This window comes from Microbacterium sp. AC215, assembly GCF_979258645.1.
Map to the genome: position 1 here is coordinate 352,348 of NZ_OZ409869.1, position 18,645 is coordinate 370,992.

The 18,645-nt window shown below is 67.6% G+C and carries 24 protein-coding genes; 16 read left to right on the forward strand and 8 right to left on the reverse strand.

All coding sequences use genetic code 11. The features are described from left to right. Positions 1-120 precede the first annotated feature (120 nt). From ACZZZF_RS01865 to ACZZZF_RS01875, 3 genes are all read left to right on the forward strand, one after another. On the forward strand, positions 121-828 hold the full coding sequence (locus ACZZZF_RS01865) for a GAF and ANTAR domain-containing protein (RefSeq protein WP_400341080.1): 708 nt from the start codon (positions 121-123) through the stop codon (positions 826-828). Further along, complete coding sequence (locus ACZZZF_RS01870; protein ID WP_463496853.1) at positions 825-1,553, forward strand: ANTAR domain-containing protein; 729 nt, start codon at positions 825-827, stop codon at positions 1,551-1,553. Before ACZZZF_RS01865 ends, ACZZZF_RS01870 begins: the two co-directional genes overlap by 4 nt. A gap of 103 nt (positions 1,554-1,656) precedes the next feature. Next, a complete protein-coding gene (locus ACZZZF_RS01875; RefSeq protein ID WP_463496856.1) occupies positions 1,657-2,004 on the forward strand; it encodes a hypothetical protein in 348 nt (115 codons plus the stop codon). A gap of 22 nt (positions 2,005-2,026) precedes the next feature. Here ACZZZF_RS01875 and ACZZZF_RS01880 read toward each other — a convergent pair whose 3' ends face one another. From ACZZZF_RS01880 to ACZZZF_RS01895, 4 genes are all read right to left on the reverse strand, one after another. Then, positions 2,027-2,314 carry a DUF6510 family protein gene (locus ACZZZF_RS01880; protein ID WP_400341078.1) on the reverse strand — a complete coding sequence of 96 codons (288 nt, stop codon included), beginning with the start codon at positions 2,312-2,314 and terminating at the stop codon, positions 2,027-2,029. Continuing rightward, positions 2,314-3,039 (reverse strand): ferredoxin reductase, encoded by a 726-nt coding sequence (locus ACZZZF_RS01885; RefSeq protein WP_463496859.1) that lies wholly within the window; start codon positions 3,037-3,039, stop codon positions 2,314-2,316. Before ACZZZF_RS01885 ends, ACZZZF_RS01880 begins: the two co-directional genes overlap by 1 nt. Then, positions 3,036-3,626 (reverse strand): sulfite oxidase-like oxidoreductase, encoded by a 591-nt coding sequence (locus ACZZZF_RS01890; RefSeq protein ID WP_053096353.1) that lies wholly within the window; start codon positions 3,624-3,626, stop codon positions 3,036-3,038. Before ACZZZF_RS01890 ends, ACZZZF_RS01885 begins: the two co-directional genes overlap by 4 nt. Before the next feature lie 170 nt (positions 3,627-3,796). Next, complete coding sequence (locus ACZZZF_RS01895) at positions 3,797-4,510, reverse strand: alpha/beta hydrolase (protein ID WP_463496861.1); 714 nt, start codon at positions 4,508-4,510, stop codon at positions 3,797-3,799. Between the two features lie 138 nt (positions 4,511-4,648). Between ACZZZF_RS01895 and ACZZZF_RS01900 the strand changes: the two genes are divergently transcribed. Continuing rightward, the gene (locus ACZZZF_RS01900; protein WP_463496864.1) at positions 4,649-5,467 is read left to right on the forward strand and encodes an MmyB family transcriptional regulator; all 819 of its coding nucleotides are present in this window, start codon (positions 4,649-4,651) and stop codon (positions 5,465-5,467) included. Here ACZZZF_RS01900 and ACZZZF_RS01905 read toward each other — a convergent pair. Beyond that, on the reverse strand, positions 5,443-5,979 hold the full coding sequence (locus ACZZZF_RS01905; RefSeq protein ID WP_372983475.1) for an MmyB family transcriptional regulator: 537 nt from the start codon (positions 5,977-5,979) through the stop codon (positions 5,443-5,445). The genes ACZZZF_RS01900 and ACZZZF_RS01905 overlap by 25 nt on opposite strands. Before the next feature lie 171 nt (positions 5,980-6,150). On the opposite strand from ACZZZF_RS01905, the gene ACZZZF_RS01910 reads away from it, so the two are divergent. After that, positions 6,151-6,945, forward strand: coding sequence for an alpha/beta fold hydrolase (locus ACZZZF_RS01910; protein WP_463496866.1), 795 nt, complete (start codon positions 6,151-6,153; stop codon positions 6,943-6,945). A gap of 66 nt (positions 6,946-7,011) precedes the next feature. Next, positions 7,012-7,764: an MBL fold metallo-hydrolase gene (locus ACZZZF_RS01915; protein WP_463496869.1), complete on the forward strand. Its 753-nt coding sequence runs from the start codon at positions 7,012-7,014 to the stop codon at positions 7,762-7,764. A 24-nt stretch (positions 7,765-7,788) separates the two neighbouring features. On the opposite strand, the gene ACZZZF_RS01920 is transcribed toward ACZZZF_RS01915, so the two are convergent. From ACZZZF_RS01920 to ACZZZF_RS01930, 3 genes are all read right to left on the reverse strand, one after another. After that, positions 7,789-8,355: a hypothetical protein gene (locus tag ACZZZF_RS01920; RefSeq protein ID WP_372983478.1), complete on the reverse strand. Its 567-nt coding sequence runs from the start codon at positions 8,353-8,355 to the stop codon at positions 7,789-7,791. 2 nt (positions 8,356-8,357) lie between these two features. Continuing rightward, positions 8,358-9,506 (reverse strand): zinc-dependent alcohol dehydrogenase, encoded by a 1,149-nt coding sequence (locus ACZZZF_RS01925; protein ID WP_463496871.1) that lies wholly within the window; start codon positions 9,504-9,506, stop codon positions 8,358-8,360. Between the two features lie 131 nt (positions 9,507-9,637). Then, entirely contained in the window at positions 9,638-10,519 is an 882-nt protein-coding gene (locus ACZZZF_RS01930) for a manganese catalase (RefSeq protein ID WP_215174776.1), read from the reverse strand. Positions 10,520-10,736: 217 nt separating this feature from the next. Between ACZZZF_RS01930 and ACZZZF_RS01935 the strand changes: the two genes are divergently transcribed. From ACZZZF_RS01935 to fliG, 10 genes are all read left to right on the forward strand, one after another. Next, positions 10,737-11,594: a sigma-70 family RNA polymerase sigma factor gene (locus tag ACZZZF_RS01935; RefSeq protein WP_463496874.1), complete on the forward strand. Its 858-nt coding sequence runs from the start codon at positions 10,737-10,739 to the stop codon at positions 11,592-11,594. 117 nt (positions 11,595-11,711) lie between these two features. Then, positions 11,712-12,536, forward strand: coding sequence for a flagellin N-terminal helical domain-containing protein (locus ACZZZF_RS01940; RefSeq protein WP_053096345.1), 825 nt, complete (start codon positions 11,712-11,714; stop codon positions 12,534-12,536). 102 nt (positions 12,537-12,638) lie between these two features. After that, complete coding sequence (gene fliD / locus ACZZZF_RS01945; protein ID WP_463496876.1) at positions 12,639-14,000, forward strand: flagellar filament capping protein FliD; 1,362 nt, start codon at positions 12,639-12,641, stop codon at positions 13,998-14,000. A 41-nt stretch (positions 14,001-14,041) separates the two neighbouring features. Beyond that, the gene (gene fliS / locus ACZZZF_RS01950; RefSeq protein WP_463496879.1) at positions 14,042-14,455 is read left to right on the forward strand and encodes a flagellar export chaperone FliS; all 414 of its coding nucleotides are present in this window, start codon (positions 14,042-14,044) and stop codon (positions 14,453-14,455) included. Between the two features lie 6 nt (positions 14,456-14,461). Further along, the gene (locus ACZZZF_RS01955) at positions 14,462-14,740 is read left to right on the forward strand and encodes a hypothetical protein (RefSeq protein WP_056278839.1); all 279 of its coding nucleotides are present in this window, start codon (positions 14,462-14,464) and stop codon (positions 14,738-14,740) included. A 109-nt stretch (positions 14,741-14,849) separates the two neighbouring features. Next, the gene (flgB, locus tag ACZZZF_RS01960) at positions 14,850-15,197 is read left to right on the forward strand and encodes a flagellar basal body rod protein FlgB (protein WP_463496882.1); all 348 of its coding nucleotides are present in this window, start codon (positions 14,850-14,852) and stop codon (positions 15,195-15,197) included. After that, on the forward strand, positions 15,194-15,586 hold the full coding sequence (gene flgC / locus ACZZZF_RS01965) for a flagellar basal body rod protein FlgC (RefSeq protein WP_053096340.1): 393 nt from the start codon (positions 15,194-15,196) through the stop codon (positions 15,584-15,586). The genes flgB and flgC overlap by 4 nt, the downstream gene beginning before the upstream one ends. After that, complete coding sequence (gene fliE / locus ACZZZF_RS01970) at positions 15,586-15,903, forward strand: flagellar hook-basal body complex protein FliE (RefSeq protein ID WP_056278838.1); 318 nt, start codon at positions 15,586-15,588, stop codon at positions 15,901-15,903. The genes flgC and fliE overlap by 1 nt, the downstream gene beginning before the upstream one ends. A gap of 2 nt (positions 15,904-15,905) precedes the next feature. After that, on the forward strand, positions 15,906-17,546 hold the full coding sequence (gene fliF, locus ACZZZF_RS01975; RefSeq protein ID WP_072591342.1) for a flagellar basal-body MS-ring/collar protein FliF: 1,641 nt from the start codon (positions 15,906-15,908) through the stop codon (positions 17,544-17,546). Beyond that, positions 17,543-18,625, forward strand: a complete 1,083-nt coding sequence (gene fliG, locus ACZZZF_RS01980) for a flagellar motor switch protein FliG (RefSeq protein WP_230100771.1) — start codon at positions 17,543-17,545, stop codon at positions 18,623-18,625. Before fliF ends, fliG begins: the two co-directional genes overlap by 4 nt. The last annotated feature ends 20 nt before the right edge of the window (positions 18,626-18,645 follow it).

Genomic DNA, 18,645 nt, shown 5'->3' on the forward strand with positions numbered 1-18,645 from the left:
TTAGACGCGCGGGGAGAAACCGGCCCGGGGCTTGTCACCGACCGGTTGTTGTGCAACTCTCGGACTTCGTAGGTGCCTCCATCGCGCGGGCAATCCGGTGGCGGTATCGTGAAGAGCACTATGAGTGAGTCATTCGACGATGCGCTGAACGATCTGGAGCGCTCCGGTCGTCAGCTGGACGCGCTCAGTGGTTTCTTCGTCGATCGGTTCCCGGTCACGGGTGCCGCGGTCTCGACCGTAGGGGACGTGCTCGGGAGCGAGACGATCTCCGCGACCGACGACGTGGCGGCACGCCTGGATGAGCTCCAGTTCGACCTCGGCGAAGGCCCGTGCTGGGAGGCCATGCGCACCTCTGCCGCTGTCCTCGAGCCCGACTTCCGGCACCGCGGCGTCTCTCGGTGGCCCGCTTTCGCCTCGGCTGTGGAGGACGACGCGGAGGTCGCGTCGATGTTCGCCTTCCCGCTGTCGGTCGGCGAGATCAAGATGGGGGCGGTCGACCTCTACTCGACAGCACCCGTGGCGCTCACTCCGAGCGAGTGCACGCAGGCGCGCGCCATGGCGGATGTGGTGAGCCGGCATGTGCTGAGGGACGCGCTGTCGGACTTCGCGGACAACGACGCGCAGACGGGCATCTACTCTCGACGAACCGTGCACCAGGCGACCGGCATCGTGCTCGCGCAGCTCGACATCGGTCCGGACGACGCGCTGCTCATGCTTCAGGCGCGGGCGTTCTCGACCGGGCAGCGCGTCATGGAGGTCGCGCAGGCGGTGGTGGACGGCTCTCTCCGCTTCTCGCGCACGTCAGGCGGCATCGAGGCGGGCTCATGACGACGCCTACCCGCGAGGCTCGGTTGTTGGAGCTCTTCGCCACCCTCGCCGACACGATGGTCGACGACTACGACGTCGTGGATCTGCTGCAGACACTCGTGGATGCGTGCCAGGAGCTGCTGGATGCGAGCGACGCCGGAATCCTTCTCGCCGACCCCTCCGGTGAACTCGAACTCGTCGCATCCACGAGCGAGGCGACCGAGCTCGTCGAGGTGATCCAGCTCGCCGCAGAGGCGGGACCCTGCATCGAGTGCTTCCTGACGGGGACAGCGGTGTCGGTTCCCGACATCGCCGCCGGTTCAGAGAAGTGGCCGGTCTTCCGCCAGGCGGCGTTGGAGAACGGCTTCGCGTCGATCGAGGCGATACCGATGCGGCTGCGGAACACGACGATCGGCACCCTCAACCTGCTCCGATCCGATACCGGGTCGCCGCCCCCTGAAGACCTCTCCGCGGCGCGAGCGTTCGCCGATGTGGCAACGATCGGGATCCTGCACGAGCGCAGCCTCCGAGAGCAGGAATCGCTGTCGTCGCAACTGCAGACCGCACTGAACAGCCGGGTGATGATCGAGCAGGCCAAGGGTGTGGTCTCGTTCACGGCGGGGGTGCCGATCCCCGATGCCTTCACGCTCATGCGCACCTTCGCCCGTGATCGCGGCCTGCGTCTGAGCGAGGTGGCTGAACGCATCGTGCGGCGGGACATCAGGCTTGAATCACCTGAATCCTGAAAGCGCAAGGGGGGTCGACCTCGCACACGATCGGGCCTAGCGTGAAATCGCTGCCCCGGACCCGGTAGCGGAAATGCAACCGTCGAGAGTCCCGGGAGTGATCATGAAGTCCCTCATCACCCAGGTCGGCACCTACCTGACGGGTGACGCGACCGCAGACGCGGTGCTGGAGTACTGGAAGGCGTTGGCGGAGGAGCGGCGCTCGGATGTCGTGGAGATCCCCGTCGTCGGCCCCGCGGGCGGTCGGTCGAGTGTGCGGGTGACGCTCGGTGCCATGCTGCCGATCGCGGTGGCGCACTCGGAGTTGTCGCCGCAGATCGAGGACGATGATGGCGCAGCTGAGGGGATCCGGGCCCGTGCTCTGGCGCTTGTGCCGACGGCGACCACGGCATTCGAGCCTGACGACGTCCGTGAGGTGTTCGACGCCGAATGCGACTCGGGCCCCGTCTGAGCGCCGGTCGCCGACGAGCGAGCTAGTCGCCGTCGGAGGCCCACTCCAGGCGGGACAGAGCCCCGACATCGAGCGAGTACCGCCCGTCGATCTGAATACAGGTCAACAGGGTGTGTCCGCATCCGCGACACAAGAGGATCACGCCGGCCGGATCCAGTTCTGCGACCGCGTCGCCGAGCACGGCCTTGCGATCGCAGCGCGTGCAGGTGGCCCGAGCACCGGTCATGTCCCTGCCGAACACCTCGATCAGGATCCCGCCAGCGGCGTTGCCGTCGACTCTCGTGCGATGGCCGGGGTGGGCAGCCTCCATCAGGCACCTCCGAAACGCTCGGTACGGATGCGGTCGGGCGGATGCCCCGCCGCGACGAGCAGATCGGCGACCGCCTCGACGAAGCGGGTCGGCCCGCAGACGTATACCGAGGGGCGCTGGGCGGCGGGGATGGTCGAGGCCTCGAGCGTCGCGGCATCCACCCTGCCCGCGGGGCGAGCGAAGCCGACCGGTGCCGAGCGGCTGTACGCCCAGTCGACGCTGAAGGCGTCGTCGGCGAGATCGCCCAGTTCGGCCGCGTAGAAAGCGTCGTCCGCGGAACGCACCGCGTACAGGAGCCGCATCGGTGCGGAGCTGGCCGAGCGCGCATGCTCCCGGGCCATCGCGAGGAGCGGCACTATCCCTGACCCGCCCGCGATGAGCTGAACGGGCTCGGGCTGGGCAGGGGTCCACACGAAGTAGGCGCCGATCGGACCGCGGACCTCCAGCTCGTCGCCGGGCCGGACATCCTCGACGAGATACGGAGAGACCTCGCCCTCCGGCACCTCGTCGACGGCCAGCTCGAGCACGTCACCCTCTCCGGACGATGCGAGCGAGTACGACCGCACGGCCTGATAGCCGTCCTCAGCGGTCAAACGCACATCGACGTGCTGTCCGGCGAGATTCCCCGGCCACCCGTCGACCCGGAGGGAGAGCACGCGGCCATGGGGTGTGGCTCGTCGGACCTCGATGACACTGGCGACAAGCCACAGCGACGACGAGGTCACCAGTAACGCTCCTCTTTCCACGGATCGCCGTACATGTTGTATCCGTTCTGCTCCCAGAACCCCGGTTCGTCGTTCTCGAGAAGATCCAGGCCGTGGACCCACTTCGCGGATTTCCAGAAGTAGAGGTGGGGGACGAGAAGCCGGGCGGGACCGCCGTGCTCTGCCGCGAGCGGCTCGCCCTCGAACTCGAATGCGATCCACGCCTTGCCGCCGGTCAGGTCGGCGCGGGGAACATTCGTCGTGTACCCGCCGTAGGAGAAGACCCGCGTGAAGTCGCCGTCTCCGGCATCCTGCAGCAGATGATCGAGCGAGACTCCGCGCCACTGCGTGCCCAGCTTCGACCACCGCGTCACGCAGTGGATGTCGGTGGTGATCGTATCGATCGGGAGCGCCTGCAGCTCATCCCACGACCAGGTGCGTCGAATGCCGTCGAGCCCGACGACCGCGAACTCCCAGGTGTCGGTCGCGACTCGGGGTGTCGGTCCGGCCGAGAGCACCGGGAAGTCCTCGGTGAGGTACTGACCCGGGGGGAGCCGGTCATCCGACTCGCGTCGCCGGGCGCCGAAGCCGCGGGAGATCACAGCCATGATCGCCTTCTTTCGTTGGTCCCACTCATTCCACCCGATTGAACGGGCGGACGCCTCCTGCAGGTGTCGAACGCGGCACGCGCGGGTCGCCCCGATTCTAGGACCGTGGGGCGCGGTGTCGCACCATTCGAGGGCGGAGAGCGCCGGACGGCGTCTCCGCCCTCGAGAGGTCAGACGACCTCGGCAGCCGCCTCGACGATGAACTGGATGACGTCCTGGGGGAGGGCGCGCATCACGAGGTGCGGTGCGTCGAGTTCGATGACGCGACGGAAGTTGCCGCGGGTGTAGCCGAAGCGCTCGACGTCCGGGTTGATGGTGTGGTCGGCAGCGGACACGATGCCGAAGGCAGGCTTGTTCTTCCACGCAGCGACCGGTGCGGCCTCGCTGAACGCAAGGGCTGCGAGGGGGCGCTGTGCCACGGCGAGGACCTCGGAGATGGCGGGGTCGATGCCGGCAGCGAAGACCTGCGGGAAAGCCTCGACCTTGACCGAGACGTCCGTGCCGTCCTCGGCGCCCGGATTCGGGAACGGTGTGTAGACGAGGTTGGCGGCCAGCTCGGAGTCGGGGAACCCGCCCTGCAGCTGGCCGAGGCTCTCGCCTTCTTCGAGTGCGTAGCCCGAGAGGTAGACCAGCCCCACGACGTTGTCCGCAGCACCGGCGACCGTGATCACTGCGCCACCGTACGAGTGGCCGACCAGGAGGACGGACCCCTCGATCTTCTCGACGACAGAGCGGATGTACGCCGAGTCGCCGAGCAGACTGCGGTTGGGGAGGGCGGGGACGACGACCTCGTGGCCGAGATCGAGAAGACCGCGAGTGACGGGCTCGAAGCTCGCGGCGTCGGCGAATGCGCCGTGGACGAGGACGATGGTGAGGTTCGACATGGTTTCCTTTCGGGGGTGGTGGTTATGACGCTAGGTTCGGCGGCCGATCCTGTGGTGTCCCTCCCAGGGTCCCCATCCGGCGGGCGTGCTGCGTCCTACTATTTGAGCGAGAGTGCGGGATGACACCAGCGGGAGAGCATGAACGAACAGCGGACGCCGGTGTCGGAGTATCTGCGGGCTCGGCGCAATGTGCTGCAACCCGAGGATGTCGGCCTGCCCCGTACCCCGGGACGACGCGTCGTCGGGCTTCGCCGCGAAGAAGTGGCGGCACTCGCAAGGATCAGCCCGGAGTACTACGTGCGGCTCGAACGCGGCCATGACCACCAGCCGTCTGCGCAGGTGCTGCTGGCGCTCGCCCAGGCGCTGAAGCTGGACGACGCCGCCACGACGTATCTGCTGCGGTTGAACAGCGGGTGGAGTCCGTCTGCGATGGAGCGATCACCTGCCTCCCAGAAGATCCCGGAGTCCGTCTCAGCGCTTCTGCGAACACTGCAGGACGTGCCCGTAGTCGTCGTCGACGGCAACCAGGACGTACTCGCTGCCAACCCCCTCGCGCAGGCTCTCCAGCCGGCTTCGATGCAGCCGGGACGGAATCTCCTCCTGGCCACTTTCAGTGCCGGCGCGCGGGACCGGGTCGGTGAGACCTGGAGGAGTCTGGCCGAAAGGCTTGTGGCGTCATTCCGTCTGCGGAGCAATCCGAACGATCCCCGTTTTCGGGAACTCCTCGCGAACCTGCTTATTCAGGATGCCGACTTTCCGGGGATCTGGGCACGGCACGAGGTCGCGGATCTCAGCTTCGACACCACCCAGCACCGGATCGAGCCGTTCGGAGTCGTGACCGTCTCCTGGCAGCACTTGCAGGTACCCGGTACTGACACCTATCTCGTGCTGTTCGCGGATCCACCGGGCTCGCCTGCCGCGGCGGCCATCCGCTACCTCGCCGAGTCGATCCGCTGAGCGGGCACCTGTCGGGTGCGTGACCACAGTTCGCGCACTGCGGCCGCCGAAGAGTCGTCGGCGGGAATCCACAGCAGCACTCTGTGGTCGCTGCCATCCGCCGATATCCGCGCCTCGTACTGCTGCCGTCCTGTCATCGGGTGGAACACGTCGATGAGCTGGGAGGCGGGGCACTCATCGAGCTCGGTCCGCGCCCACTGCTCCCTGAATTCCTGGCTGTGCGCCCCGAGCTCGCCGATCAGGTGCGCGAAGCGGGGGTCCTGTCCGAATTCGACGAGGTTCGCGCGCAGCAGGCCGGCGACCTGTCCGGCGATCTCACTCCAGCGCCCCAGCGTCTCGGCCGCTTCGGGATTCAGGAAGAATGACCGCGCGAGGTTGTTTCCGACGGTGAACGCGGCCGTCAGGGCCATCGCCAGAGGCGTCGTCGACACGACATCCAGATGACGGTTCACGACCACCGTGATCTGGGGTGATGGTGATCCGGAGTGCTCCATTGCTGTCTCGCGATCCATGACGGCCACGATACCTTCGGCCTCGGGCCCCACAGGGTCCCTCTCAAGGCCTGCCACGGGGCGTCCAGGCGTGCACAATGCCCTGCAGGCCCCGCCGAGTCAGGGGCTGCGATTATCGTGTCTTCTCATAGTCCGCCGCCAGCCAGTCGTGTCGCATGGGAAAGGTGTCGAGTGAGCCGTCATACTCCACTCGGATCCGAACGCACGCTGACCGTGCGCGGGATGCGGTTCCGCGTGATCGAGAGCCGGGCGGATGACGCGACCGAGACGATCGTGCTGATCCACGGCATCGGGATGTCTCACCGCTACTTCGCGCGACTGCACCACGTGCTCGCTCGGTCGGTTCGCGTCGTGTCCCTCGACCTGCCGGGGTTCGGGGGGCTCCCCAAGCCCGGCCACGACATCACGATCGAAGAGATGGCCGACGCCATCCGAGAGCTGGTGGTCGCAGTGAGCACCCGCCCGGTGATTCTCGTCGGCCACTCGATGGGAGTCCAGTGGGCAGTCGAGACCGCGGTTCGCCATCCGGCGCGGATCGCCCGAGTGGTCGCGATCGGGCCGGTCGTCGACGACGCGCATCGCAGCCTCGGCGCACAGGCGCGTGCGCTGGCTGTCGACACGTTGGGGGAGACCCCGGCCACGAACGTCATCGTCTTCAGCGACTACGTGAGGTGCGGCCCGCGCTGGTATCTGCGACAGGCTGCTCACATGCTGCGTTATCCCACCGAGGATCGGGTTGGGAGTCTCACCGTGCCGCTGCTCGTCCTCCGCGGAGCGAAGGACCCGATCGCCGGTGCCGCATGGTGCGATCGCCTCGCGTCCAGCGCCCGCGACGCGGACATCGTCGCGATTCCCGGCAGACATCACGTCGTACAGCGATCTGCGCCGGATGCGGTTGCAGACAGCATTCTGGAACCGACACCGGGATGGCGGTCGGGGCGACCGTCGGAGTCGCCGCGCCGATAGTGCTCCTTCGATCAGCGCGATGTCAAGACCGTCTCCGACGAGAGTCGGGATTCGTAGCGTGGCCGCATGAATCGCACTCGATCCTTCACCGAGGTGGCACCCGGCTTCTTTTGCGTATCGGTCGCCGAGGTGAACTGCTACCTGATCAAGACAGGCGATGGACTCACGCTCGTCGACGCAGGACTGCCCGACAGTCGACGACCGCTGCACGCGCTGCTCGAACACCTGGGCGCCCGCGAGTCGGACATCGACGCGGTCATCCTCACCCACGGGCACTTCGATCACGTCGGAGTCGCCTCGAGCATCCGCGCTCACGGGGCGACGGTGCTCGTGCATTCCGCGGACGCGCGCCTCGCCCGGCATCCGTACAGCTATCGACCTGCGAGTCCGCGGGTGCCGTATCTGCTCTCGCACCCGCGCGGCATCCCCGTGATCGCTCGGATGGCGGCGCACGGGGCGCTCGGCGTGCGCGGCGTGGACGCCCTCGGTCGGATCCACCACGGGCAGCCCGTCGACGCCCCCGGTGCGCCGACCGCGCTCTGGACTCCCGGTCACACGGCAGGGCACTGCGCCGTGTTCTTCGAGGACGAGGGGATCCTGCTCTCGGGCGACGCGCTCGTGACCCTCGATCCCTACACCGGCGAGGCAGGTCCCCAGATCATCGCGCGCGCCGCGACCGCCGACACCGCACGGGCGCTCGCCTCGCTCGACACACTCGCCGAGACGTCGGCTCAGCTCGTGCTGCCCGGACACGGCGTGCCCTGGCGCGACGGGATCGCGGCGGCGGTCGCGGAAGCCGCACGACGCGGCGCCCACTGAAGACGGGCGCCGCGCCATCCGTGCTCAGCGCGATCGACGGGCGCGCTGCACCGCTGCCGCAGTCGCCGCGACGGCGAGGATCCACGGGCCCGCGACGATGATGGGGTCGAGCCAGGCGTGCCGCAGATCGCGGCGTCCGCGTCCGAATCGAGATGCGATCGGGCGGTGGCGCGGTTCGGAGGTCACACCGGTCAGGGTCACGGGATCGTCGGGCCGGGTCGTGAGGAAGGACCTGGCGTGAGCGGTGACGGCATCGATCCGGTCGCCGAGCACGAGCAGCAGCCACCGGGTGTTCTTCGTCTCACTGAACCGGTCGTACGCGAATCGACGGATCACGCCGGAGACCCCGTGCAGCGGCTGGGCGGTGCCGAACACGGGAGGGAGCATCGAATGCTCGATCGACTTCTCCCGCCGGGGGTCTTCGTCCTGACGCTCGGGGAACGTCCACCGAGCCCCCGTGTCCGGAAGGTCATCCCGCTGGTCCCAGGTTCTGCGGTGCTCAGGGTCGAGATCGGCGCCCCACCCGGGGATCCGCTCGCGCAGCTCGTCGGCGGAGGGCGCGAGGCCCGGACGATCGGCCGTGTAAGGCATGATCACTCCTCTCCGACGACCACGAGCGGTTTGACGCAGTCGTCCAGCTTGGCGGAGAACACGTGATAGGCCTCCGCGATGTGCTCCAACGGGAACCGGTGGGTGAGAAGCTCCGACGGGCGCACATGGCCGTCCCGGATGTGTTCGAGCAGCCGTGGCCACTGGCGCTTGACCGGAGCCTGATTCGCGCGGAGGGTGAGCCCCTTGTTCACGACATCGCCCATGCGCACAGCCGAGGTGAGCGGGCCGTAGGCACCGATGACCGAGACGGTGCCGCCCTTGCGCACGGAGTCGATGGCCCAGTTGAGTGCGACGGGTGACCCGCCCTGGAGCTTCAGCTTCGCGCCGGTGACGTGCTGGACGACGCTGCCGTCCGCTTCTGCCCCCACGGCGTCGATCACGACGTCGGCCCCCAGATAGCCCGTCGCCTTCTTCAGCGCGAGCACGATATCTCGCGCCTCGGCGAGATGGATGGTCTCGGCGTGGGCGAACGTGCGCGCCTTCTCGAGTCGGTAGTCGATGTGGTCGACGGCGATCACGCGTCCCGCGCCGAGGAACCACGCCGAACGCGCGGCCGCCAGGCCGACTGGACCCGCGCCGAAGACGACGACCGTGTCGAGCGGAGCGATCTCGCCGAGCTGGGCACCGAAGTACCCGGTCGAGAACGCGTCGGTCAGCAGGAGGGCGTCCTCCGAACTCAGCCAGTCGGGGATGACGGACGGGCCCACGTCGGCGAACGGGACGCGCACGAACTCCGCCTGACCGCCGTCGTATCCTCCCGTGCTGTGCGAGTAGCCGTAGATCCCGCCGACCGCGGTCGCGTTCGGATTCACGTTGTGGCAGTTCGAGAAGAGCCCGCGACTGCAGAAGAAGCACGAGCCGCAGTAGATGTTGAAGGGAACCATGACCCGATCGCCGCGCTGCAAGGTCTGGACCGAGGAGCCCACCTCTTCGACGACGCCGACGATCTCATGCCCGAAGGTGTGACCGATGCGCGTGTCCGGCATCATGCCGTGGAACAGGTGCAGGTCGGAACCGCAGATGGCCGCCCTCGTCACCCGGACGATCGCGTCGTTCGAGTGCTGGATGCGTGGCTCCGGTTTCTCTTCGACCCGCACCTTGTACGGGCCGCGGTAGGCCATCGCCTTCATCTCGGTGCCTCCGTCTGTCGGTGCAGTGTGGTCATGGTCGTGCGCTCCTTCGACTCGCTTATCGGGTTATCCGTCGGCTCCCCGCCGGTCGGGTCGGCCCCCAGCGCCGACCCCGACCGGACGTCGTGGCCTCACTCCTTGTTCGTCATGTCCTGAACCGCTCCCGCCACCTTCTCGACGACGTTGGGCAGCTCCGTCGTGCCGTAGAAGCGCGAGTCGGGGTGCGTGGGCGGAGGCATCGGCGCGGTGGTCGTCGGACCCTCGTGATAGCTGAACTCGCCGTGGCCGTCAGGAGTGGGTCCGCTCGCCCAGCTGCCCTCTGCGGCGGCGGGGCCGTCGCTGAAGTTCAAGTACTGGTACGAGACGTCGCGGTGCTCCTTCGACAGCGGGAAGTTGCTCGGGACGGGAAGGGTCTCGGCGCCTTCGGCCTTGAGCTCCTCGACGGCGGCGAGCCACTGGTTCTGGTGCATGGTGTCCCTCGCGAGCAGGAAGCTCAGAAGATCGCGCACTCCGTGATCGTCGGTCATGTGGTACAGCCGGGCGACCTGCACGCGGCCCTGCATCTCGGCGTTCGCGTTGGCGGTGAAGTCGGCGAGCAGATTCCCGCTCGATGTGATGTACGAGCCCTGCCACGGGTTGCCGTTGCTGTCGACGGGTCGCGCTCCGGCGCCCGCGACGATGCCCTGCTGGACGTCGGTGCCTCCGATGATCGCGGCGACCGTCGGGTCGTCCTGGACGGCATCCTCGGTGATTCCGAGCGGCGACTTCTCGAGCAGCTGCGCGATCATGATCGCGAGCATCTCGACGTGACCCATCTCTTCGGCACCGATGCCGAAGACCAGGTCGCGGTACTTGCCGGGGATGTGCATGTTCCACGCCTGGAACTGATACTGCATGGCGACCGTGATCTCGCCGTACTGGCCGCCCAGGACCTCCTGGAGCTTTCGGGCGTAGACGGCATCCGGGGCTTCGGGGGTGGCGGTGAACTGAAGTTCCTGACGATGGAAGAACATGGCTGCCTTTCTGGTCGGATCGTGATGGGTGCCCATGAGACCGGTTCTCGCTGCGACGGAATAAGGGCTTCACAGACCGCCGGGCGACGAGGATAATCCGCGAACCGGATCCGGAGAACTGAGCGACTCGAGGATTGAGTTCCGCGTTTTCTGCTCATAAACGTGTTGTTCGTGCTAGCTTCACTCGTAAAACAGTTGTTCTAGCCACGGAGTCACATTGCTGAGTAGTTCTGCTGTTTCCGCTGATTCCACTCAGCCCCCGGAAGCCCCCGCTTCGCCCGAGAAACTCGCACGCGACAACATGCCGCTCGCCACCTTCCTGGCTGTGGAGAAGGCGCGGTCGGCGACGCACGTCGATCTGGACGACCTTCTCTCCGCCGCCCGCCTGGGCCTCGCCCGCGCGGCCATGTCGTATGACGCCGCGCGTGGCATTCCTTTCGGTGCGTTCGCGAGCAGCCAGATCAACTGGGCGATGCTGTCGGAGATGCGTCGCGCCGACCCCGCCGGCGAGCGAGGACGCGACAAGATCGAGCGCGTGAGAGTCGCCGCCGAGGCGGTGCTCGCCCGCTCCGGCCGAGCCGCGAGCACGGCGGAGCTCGCGCGGGAGTCGGGGCTCACCGCCGAGGTCGTCTCGGAGATGATGAAGCTCGACGAGATGGTGCGCACCGCGATCAGCTTCGAGGAGCACTTCGACGCCGAGACCGGCCGACAGGCGGTCGATCTCACCGACAGCGTCATCCTCCCCGAGCACGCCGTCGAGCAGTCCGAGACGCGAGCGATGATGAACCGAGTGGTCGACGCTCTGCCCACGGCGATGCAGCAGGTCGTGCGCGGCATCTATCTCGAAGACCGCATGGTGAAGGACATCGCCGAAGAGCTCGCCGTCAGTCATGCCTATGTGTCGAAGCTGCGCTCGCGTGGTCTCGAACTGATGCGCGAGGCCATGGAGGCCTGGGAGAACGGCACGACGGGTGACCGATCGACCAAGGCCAGGGCCGAGTTCTTCGAGGCGCTCTTCGGGCCCGTCCGCGCCGAGATCCGCGACCGGTCGAGCGAGCTCCTCGCCGCCGTGTGACGCGACCCGTGGAATCTTCCGGATCCGTGGTTACGCCGGCGGCCGATGTCGCGAATATCGGTTGTGCAGGCCCACGGATGGGCCCGCGTCCAGCCCCATAACCACGGAGGAATTCTCATGGGTCTTCAGATCGCAACCAACGTCGGTGCACTCAACGCGTACCGCAACCTCTCTGTCAACCAGAACGACGTCTCGAAGTCGCTCGAGAAGCTCTCGAGCGGTCTGCGCATCAACCGTGCAGCCGATGACGCCGCCGGCCTCGCCATCTCCGAGGGCCTGCGTTCGCAGGTCAACGGTCTGAACGTCGCAGCCCGCAACGCTCAGGACGGCATCTCGGTCATCCAGACCGCAGAAGGCGCGCTCACCGAGGTCCACTCGATCCTGCAGCGTGTCCGCGACCTCGCGGTCCAGGCCGGCAACGACTCGAACAACACCGAGTCGCGCGACGCCATCAAGACCGAGATCGACTCGCTGGGCGAGGAGCTCACCCGCGTCGCCGCCAGCACGAACTTCAACGGGATCAAGCTGCTCGACAGCGCGAACACCCTGACGTTCCAGGTCGGCGCAGGCTCCGAGGCCGCCGAGGACCAGATCGGCGTCACGCTGACCGACTTCTCGGGCCTGGGCGCCACGATCGGCGCTCTGACGGTCGACACCGCGGCCAACGCACTCACCTCGATCGGCGCGATCGATGACGAGATCACGGCCGTCTCGACCGCTCGTGCGGGTCTCGGTGCGGTGCAGAACCGCTTCGAGTCGACGATCAACTCGCTGCAGGTCTCGGCCGAGAACCTCGCCGCAGCGAAGAGCCGCATCGCGGACACCGACATGGCCGCCGAGATGGTCAAGTACACCGCCTCGAACATCCTGCAGCAGGCCGGCACCGCCATGCTCGCTCAGGCGAACCAGTCGGGCCAGGGCGTCCTGCAGCTTCTCCGTTGAGTCGCTGCGCCTGAGGCGCACAGGGCGCCCGGGCGGAGTCACCTCCGCCCGGGCGCCTTCCTGTAGGACACTCTTGACCGCAACGCACGGAAGACGACCGGGATGAAACTCGACGGACTGGTATCAGGGCTCAAGACCGAAGAGCTCATCAAGGCGCTCATGGACGTCTCGGCGATCCCGAAGACGCTCATCACGAACAAGATCACCGACCGCAACTCGGTCATCACCAACCTGCAGTCGCTGAACAAGACGCTGCAGGAGCTCGTCGACAAGGCCAAGACCGCCGCGGGACCCAGCTCTCTGGCATCCTTCACCGCGTCCTCGTCGTCCGAGACGGTCACGATCACCGCCGGCAGCAAGGCGACCGCATTCTCGACCGCCATCGTGGTGGATGCCGTCGCCACAGCGCACTCCGTCGTCACCGCTGCCGCAGGGGGAACAGCGTGGGGCGGCACCTTCACCCTCGTGGGATCCGACGGCGAAGCCGTCGAGGTCACTCCGCTGGGCACCGGTCCGCAGGACCTCGCGAAGGCGATCAACGCGTCGAAGGCCGGCGTGAGCGCGACCGTCGTGCCCGCGGGAACGGATGCCGACGGCAAGCCGCTCTCGCGCATCCAGCTCACCTCCGCCGAGACCGGCGCGGCTGGTGCCTTCACCCTGCACCGCGGAACCGCGGCGGAGGTCACCTCCGGAACCGCGGTCGATCTCGGTGCCGCCCCCGGCGCCGCACTGCTCACCCAGGGCGCGGATGCCCGCATCCGCCTCTTCGCCGGCACCGACGCCGAGCAGACCCTGAACAGCGCGAGCAACACCATCACCGTCGGAGAGGGCATCGAGATCACCGTCACGAAGGCCAGTGCCGACCCCGTCACCGTGACCGTCGCACGCGATGCGAAGAAGCAGAGCTCGACGGCGGAGGCGTTCGTCAAGGAGATCGCCGCGCTGCTGGTGCGCATCGACAACGGCTCGAAGGCGACCATCGGCGAGGTCGGCGAGACCACGACCCTCGGCGTCTTCACCGGCGACAGCACGGTGCGAAACCTCCGCGGCGCGCTGGCGACCGCCGTGCAGCATCCGATCGACGGCATCTCGCCCTCGACGATCGGCATCACCGTCAGCGACAAGGGCGTGCTCTCGTTCGACGCCGAGAAGTTCGCCGCAGCTCTCGCAGAAGACCCGGAGGGCACGCAGGAGCTGTTCTCGGCGGTCTCGGCGCGGGTGCAGGACGTGACGACCCAGTACTCCGACAAGTACGACGGCCTCCTGACCAAGCGCATCACCGGCCAGGAGGACGAGGTCAAGACGCTCAAGACCCAGGTCGAGCGCTGGGACATCCGGCTCGAACAGCGCCGCGCCACCCTCGAACGCACGTACGCGCAGCTCGAGGTGCAGCTCTCGAAGCTGCAGTCGCAATCGTCGTGGCTGACCAGCCAGCTCGCCGGACTCACCCCGTCGGATTCCTGACCTCGTCCTCGTGACATCGCATCGCATCGGAGCACGTACTCATGGCACTCACCTCACTCGACCGGGCCAAGCAGCAGTATCTGGAGCAGCAGGTGGCCTCCGCCACGCCTGAGCGCCTTCTCGTGTTGCTCTACGACCGCCTCCTGGTCGACATCGAGCGCGCGGACGCCTGCCAGGAAGCGGGGGAGTGGGCGGCTGCGGGGAACCACCTCGTGCACGCGCAGCAGATCGTCGCCGAGCTCAACGGCTCGCTCACCGATGAGTGGGACGGCTCTGCAGAGCTGCACGGCGTGTACACCTACCTCACGGGACGCCTGATCACCGCCAACATCGCTCGAGACCGCGCGGCCACCGCGGAATGCCGAGCTCTCGTCGTGCCGCTCCGTGAAGCGTGGCATGCGGCGGCTGCGGCGGTCTCGTCGACCGCGCAGACCCCCATCACGGCCCTGGCCTGAGCGATCGTGCCCGACACTCTCTCGGCCTGGCTGACGGTGCTCGACCAGTTCGAGCGCGCCCTCGACGCCGCCGACGAGCACCTCGACGAGCAGTCCTTCGAGGCGCCGGACGGCCCCGTCCCCGAGGAGCTGCGTGAGCGTGCCGAAGCCGTGCTCGCGCGGCAGCAGCTCATGATCGGCGGACTCGTCACATCGCGCGCCAATGTGGCTCGCGAGATCGCCGCACTGCGGCGCGTGCCGACCTCCACCCAGAATGTGCCGGCATATCTCGACGTCGAGGGTTGAGCACAGCGGTTACATGGATGCCCGGGTGTCGCGATAGTCGGCACAGAGCACGGATCGCTCGACGATTGGCCAGGGATCGGCCTCTCCACCAACATCCCGGAGTGCCCCCGTGCTCGAATCCGTCACGTCCTCTGCGCTCATCAGCGCGCTCGACGGGCTGGCCCTGCGCCAACGCTCGATCGCCGAGAACATCGCCAACGTCAACACGCCGGGCTACCAGGCCCAGCGCGTGCGGTTCGAGGATGAACTCCGTTCTGCTGTCCAGGGCGGCTCCGGAAGCGTCGCCGCGACGGTCGAGCGCTCGCTCGAGCCGACCAGGCTGAACGGCAACAACGTCAACCTCGACACCGAGACGCTCTCGACCATCGACACCGTGCTGCGTTTCCAGTTCGCGAGTCAGGCGATCGGCGGTCAGGCGGCCTCGATCACCAAGGCGATCGGGCAGGCCTCCGCATGACCTTCGACGCGATCGGCATCGCCGGCACCGGCCTGACCGCGCACCGCAAGTGGCTCGACGCGCTCAGCGACAACATCGCCAACGTGAACACCGCGACACCCGCAGGCCAGGAGGCGTTCCGGGAGAAGTTCGTGACCGTGCAGGCCGGCACCGACAGCCCCGGCGTGTACGTCGCCGGCGTCGTCGAATCCGAGGCCGACGCGAAGCTCGTGTACGACCCCGAGCACCCCTATGCGAACGAGGACGGCTACGTGCAGTACCCGAACGTCGAGCTCGGCGACCAGATGAGCATGCTGATCCTCGCCCAGCGCGGATACGAGGCGAACGCCGCTGTCGTCGACCGGGCGAAGACGACCTACGAGGCAGCGCTGCAGATCGGCCGCAACTGATGTCGGGCATCGAGGCCATCGGTGCCTCCGGTGTCGCGCCGCTCTCGGCGCTCAGCTTCGAGACGGGCCCGGACGCGACCAGCGCTCCTGCCTCCGGCAACGCCTTCGCCACGACGCTCTCGGGGGCGATGGAGAACCTGCAGCAGCTGCAGTCGACGTCGAACGAGCTCGCGGTGCAGGCGGTCACGGGAGACCTGCAGGACATCCATCAGGCGATGATCGCGTCGACGCGCGCCTCGGTGACGCTCGACCTGGTGGTGGCCGTGCGTGACCGCAGCGTCTCGGCGTTCAACGAGATCATGAGGATGCAGGCCTGACGATGCCCAAGATGCTCACGACCTACTACGACCGCGCCAAGCAGGTCGTCTCAGGATTCTCCCTCGCACAGCGCACGATCGCCATCATCGGTGTCGCGCTGCTCGTGATGGGCGCCATCGCCCTCGGCGCGTGGCTCACCAAGCCGCAGATGAGCCCGCTCTTCACCGGCCTGAGCGCCGGCGACGCGTCGGCCGTCGTCGAGCAGCTGAAGTCGGCAGGCGTGACCTACGAGCTCGCCGAGGGAGGCGCGACGATCCTCGTTCCCGACGACCAGGTCTATCCGCAGCGTCTCGCGGCGGCATCCGCCGGGCTGCCCGGCGACACCAGCGAGGGCTACACCCTGCTCGACGAGATGGGTGTGACGGCGAGTGAATTCCAGCAGTCGGTGACCTACAAGCGTGCCATCGAGGGCGAGCTGGCCAGCACGATCGGCGCGATGGAGGGCATCTCGACGGCGTCGGTGCAGCTGGCGATCCCGGAGGAGAGCGTCTTCGTCTCGGAGCAGCAGAGCCCGACCGCATCCGTGTTCGTGAAGACCCGCAACGGCTCAGGGCTCAGCGACGAGAAGATCGAGGCGATCGTGCACCTCACGAGCGCCGCCGTGCCGGGGATGACGCCGGAGGACGTCGCGGTGACCGATCAGGACGGCCGCGTGCTCTCGGCGGTCGGCACCGGGCTCACCGGGAACTCCTCGAAGCAGGCGACTGAGCATGAGGCCAAGGTCGCGGCATCCGTCAGCAAGATGCTCGAGACGATCGTCGGACCCGGCAACGCGACGGTGACGGTATCGGCCGATGTCGCGAACTCCACATCCGAGCGCATGGACGAGACGTACTCGGCCCCCGAGGGCGAGCTGAGCGCATCGGAGCAGACCAAGACCGAGACGTACAACGGCGGCGAGGGTGGAGGTGCCGGCGTGCTCGGCCCCGACAACATCGCGGTTCCCAACAACGCCGAGGGGACCGGCGCCTATGAGTTCGAGGAGACCTCTCGCAACAACGCCGTCAACAAGTCGACGGAGAAGACCATCACCCCCGCCGGAGAGGTGACGCGGCAGACCGTCAGCATCGCGCTCAACCGAGGGACGGTCACCGGAGTGACGGCGAACCAGATCGAATCGCTCGTGGCATCTGCGGCCGGGATCGACGTCGAGCGCGGCGACGAGATCGCCGTCGAGTTCGTCGAGTTCAACCAGGCGGGTGCGACGGCGGCGCAGACAGCGCTGCAGGCGGCGGAGGCCGAGCGCGACGCGCAGTTCCAGCAGGAGCTGCTGCGCTCTGCGATCATCGGCGGCGCGATCCTGCTCGCGGCGATCATCCTGATCGTCTTCCTCGTCGTGCGCCGCAAGATGAAGCGTCGGGTGATGTACACCGAAGACGGACCGATCGAGTACTTCGCGACGGTCACCGAGAGCGAGGAGCAGAAGCTCCGCTCGCTCAGAGGGCTGAAGGAGGCCGAGGCGATCATCGCCCCGGCGCCGACCAAGCTGCTGCCGTCCGCGTCGGCCGATCTCGACGACGAGCCCGAGCCCGACAAGGTGCTGGTCGAGCGCCGTCGCCGGGAGATCGACGACCTCGCCAAGCGCGAACCCGACACGATCGCCAGCGCACTGGCCGACCTGATGGATGAGGCGACCGTATGAGCGCGCTGACCGAGCTGCTGGACGCGCAGGCCGACACGGTCGAGGTGTCGGCCGTCGAGGCGCCGGCACCCGTGGCTGCGCCGGAGATGAGCGGACTGCGCAAGGCCGCGATCGTGCTGATGAACATGGATCGCGCCGCCAGTGCCGAAGTGCTCCGCCACCTCGGCGAGGAGCGGTCCGAGATGCTCGCGGCCGAGCTGACACAGCTCGGGGGAGTGGACGTGGCCTCGACGGCCCGTGCTCTCGGCGAGTTCCGGCGCATCGCCACCGGCGGCTCGGTGCCGTCGCGGGGCGGACAGGAGCTCGCCACCGGACTGCTCGAGACGGCATTCGGCCGCGAGAAGGCGGTCGGGATGGTCGGCCGAGTCATGTCGCAGGGGTCGGTCTCGTTCGACTTCCTCAATGCGGCGGACCCGGCCCAGCTCGCCACGATCATCGAGGGTGAGCTTCCGACCACCGTCGCCGTCGTACTGGCCAATCTCAGAGCCGATCGTGCGGCGGCGGTTCTCGCCGCCCTGCAGGATCCCCTGCGCACGGACGTCGCTCAGGCGATCGCGACGATGGGCACCGCCACGCAGGAGGCGATCTCCATCGTGGCCGACTCGCTGCGCTCACGCACCGGCGTCTTCGCGATGCGCGACAACCATGAGTCCATCGGAGGCGTGCAGCCTCTCGTCGAGATCATCAACCGCTCGGACACCGCGCTCGAGAAGTCGCTCCTCGCAAGCCTCGAAGGCCGTGATCTCGCCCTGGCCGAGGACATCCGCAGCCGCATGGTCACGTTCGCCGACATCGCGCGCCTCGAGGATCGCGACGTCCAGCGGGTGATGCGCGGTATCGACCTGCGCATGCTCGCCCTCGCGCTGAAGGGCGCGGACGACCAGATCACCGACAAGGTGAAGAGCAACATGACGGAGCGCAACCAGGAGAACCTCGCTGAGGAGACCCGAGTCCTCGGTCCCGTGCGCATGCGTCAGGTCGATGAGGCCAGAGCCGAGATCGTGCGCATCATCCGCGACCTGGAAGCCGCGGAGGAGATCACGATCTCGCGCGAAGACGAGGATGAGCTCATCGAGTGATCCCTCTGACGGCAGGTGAG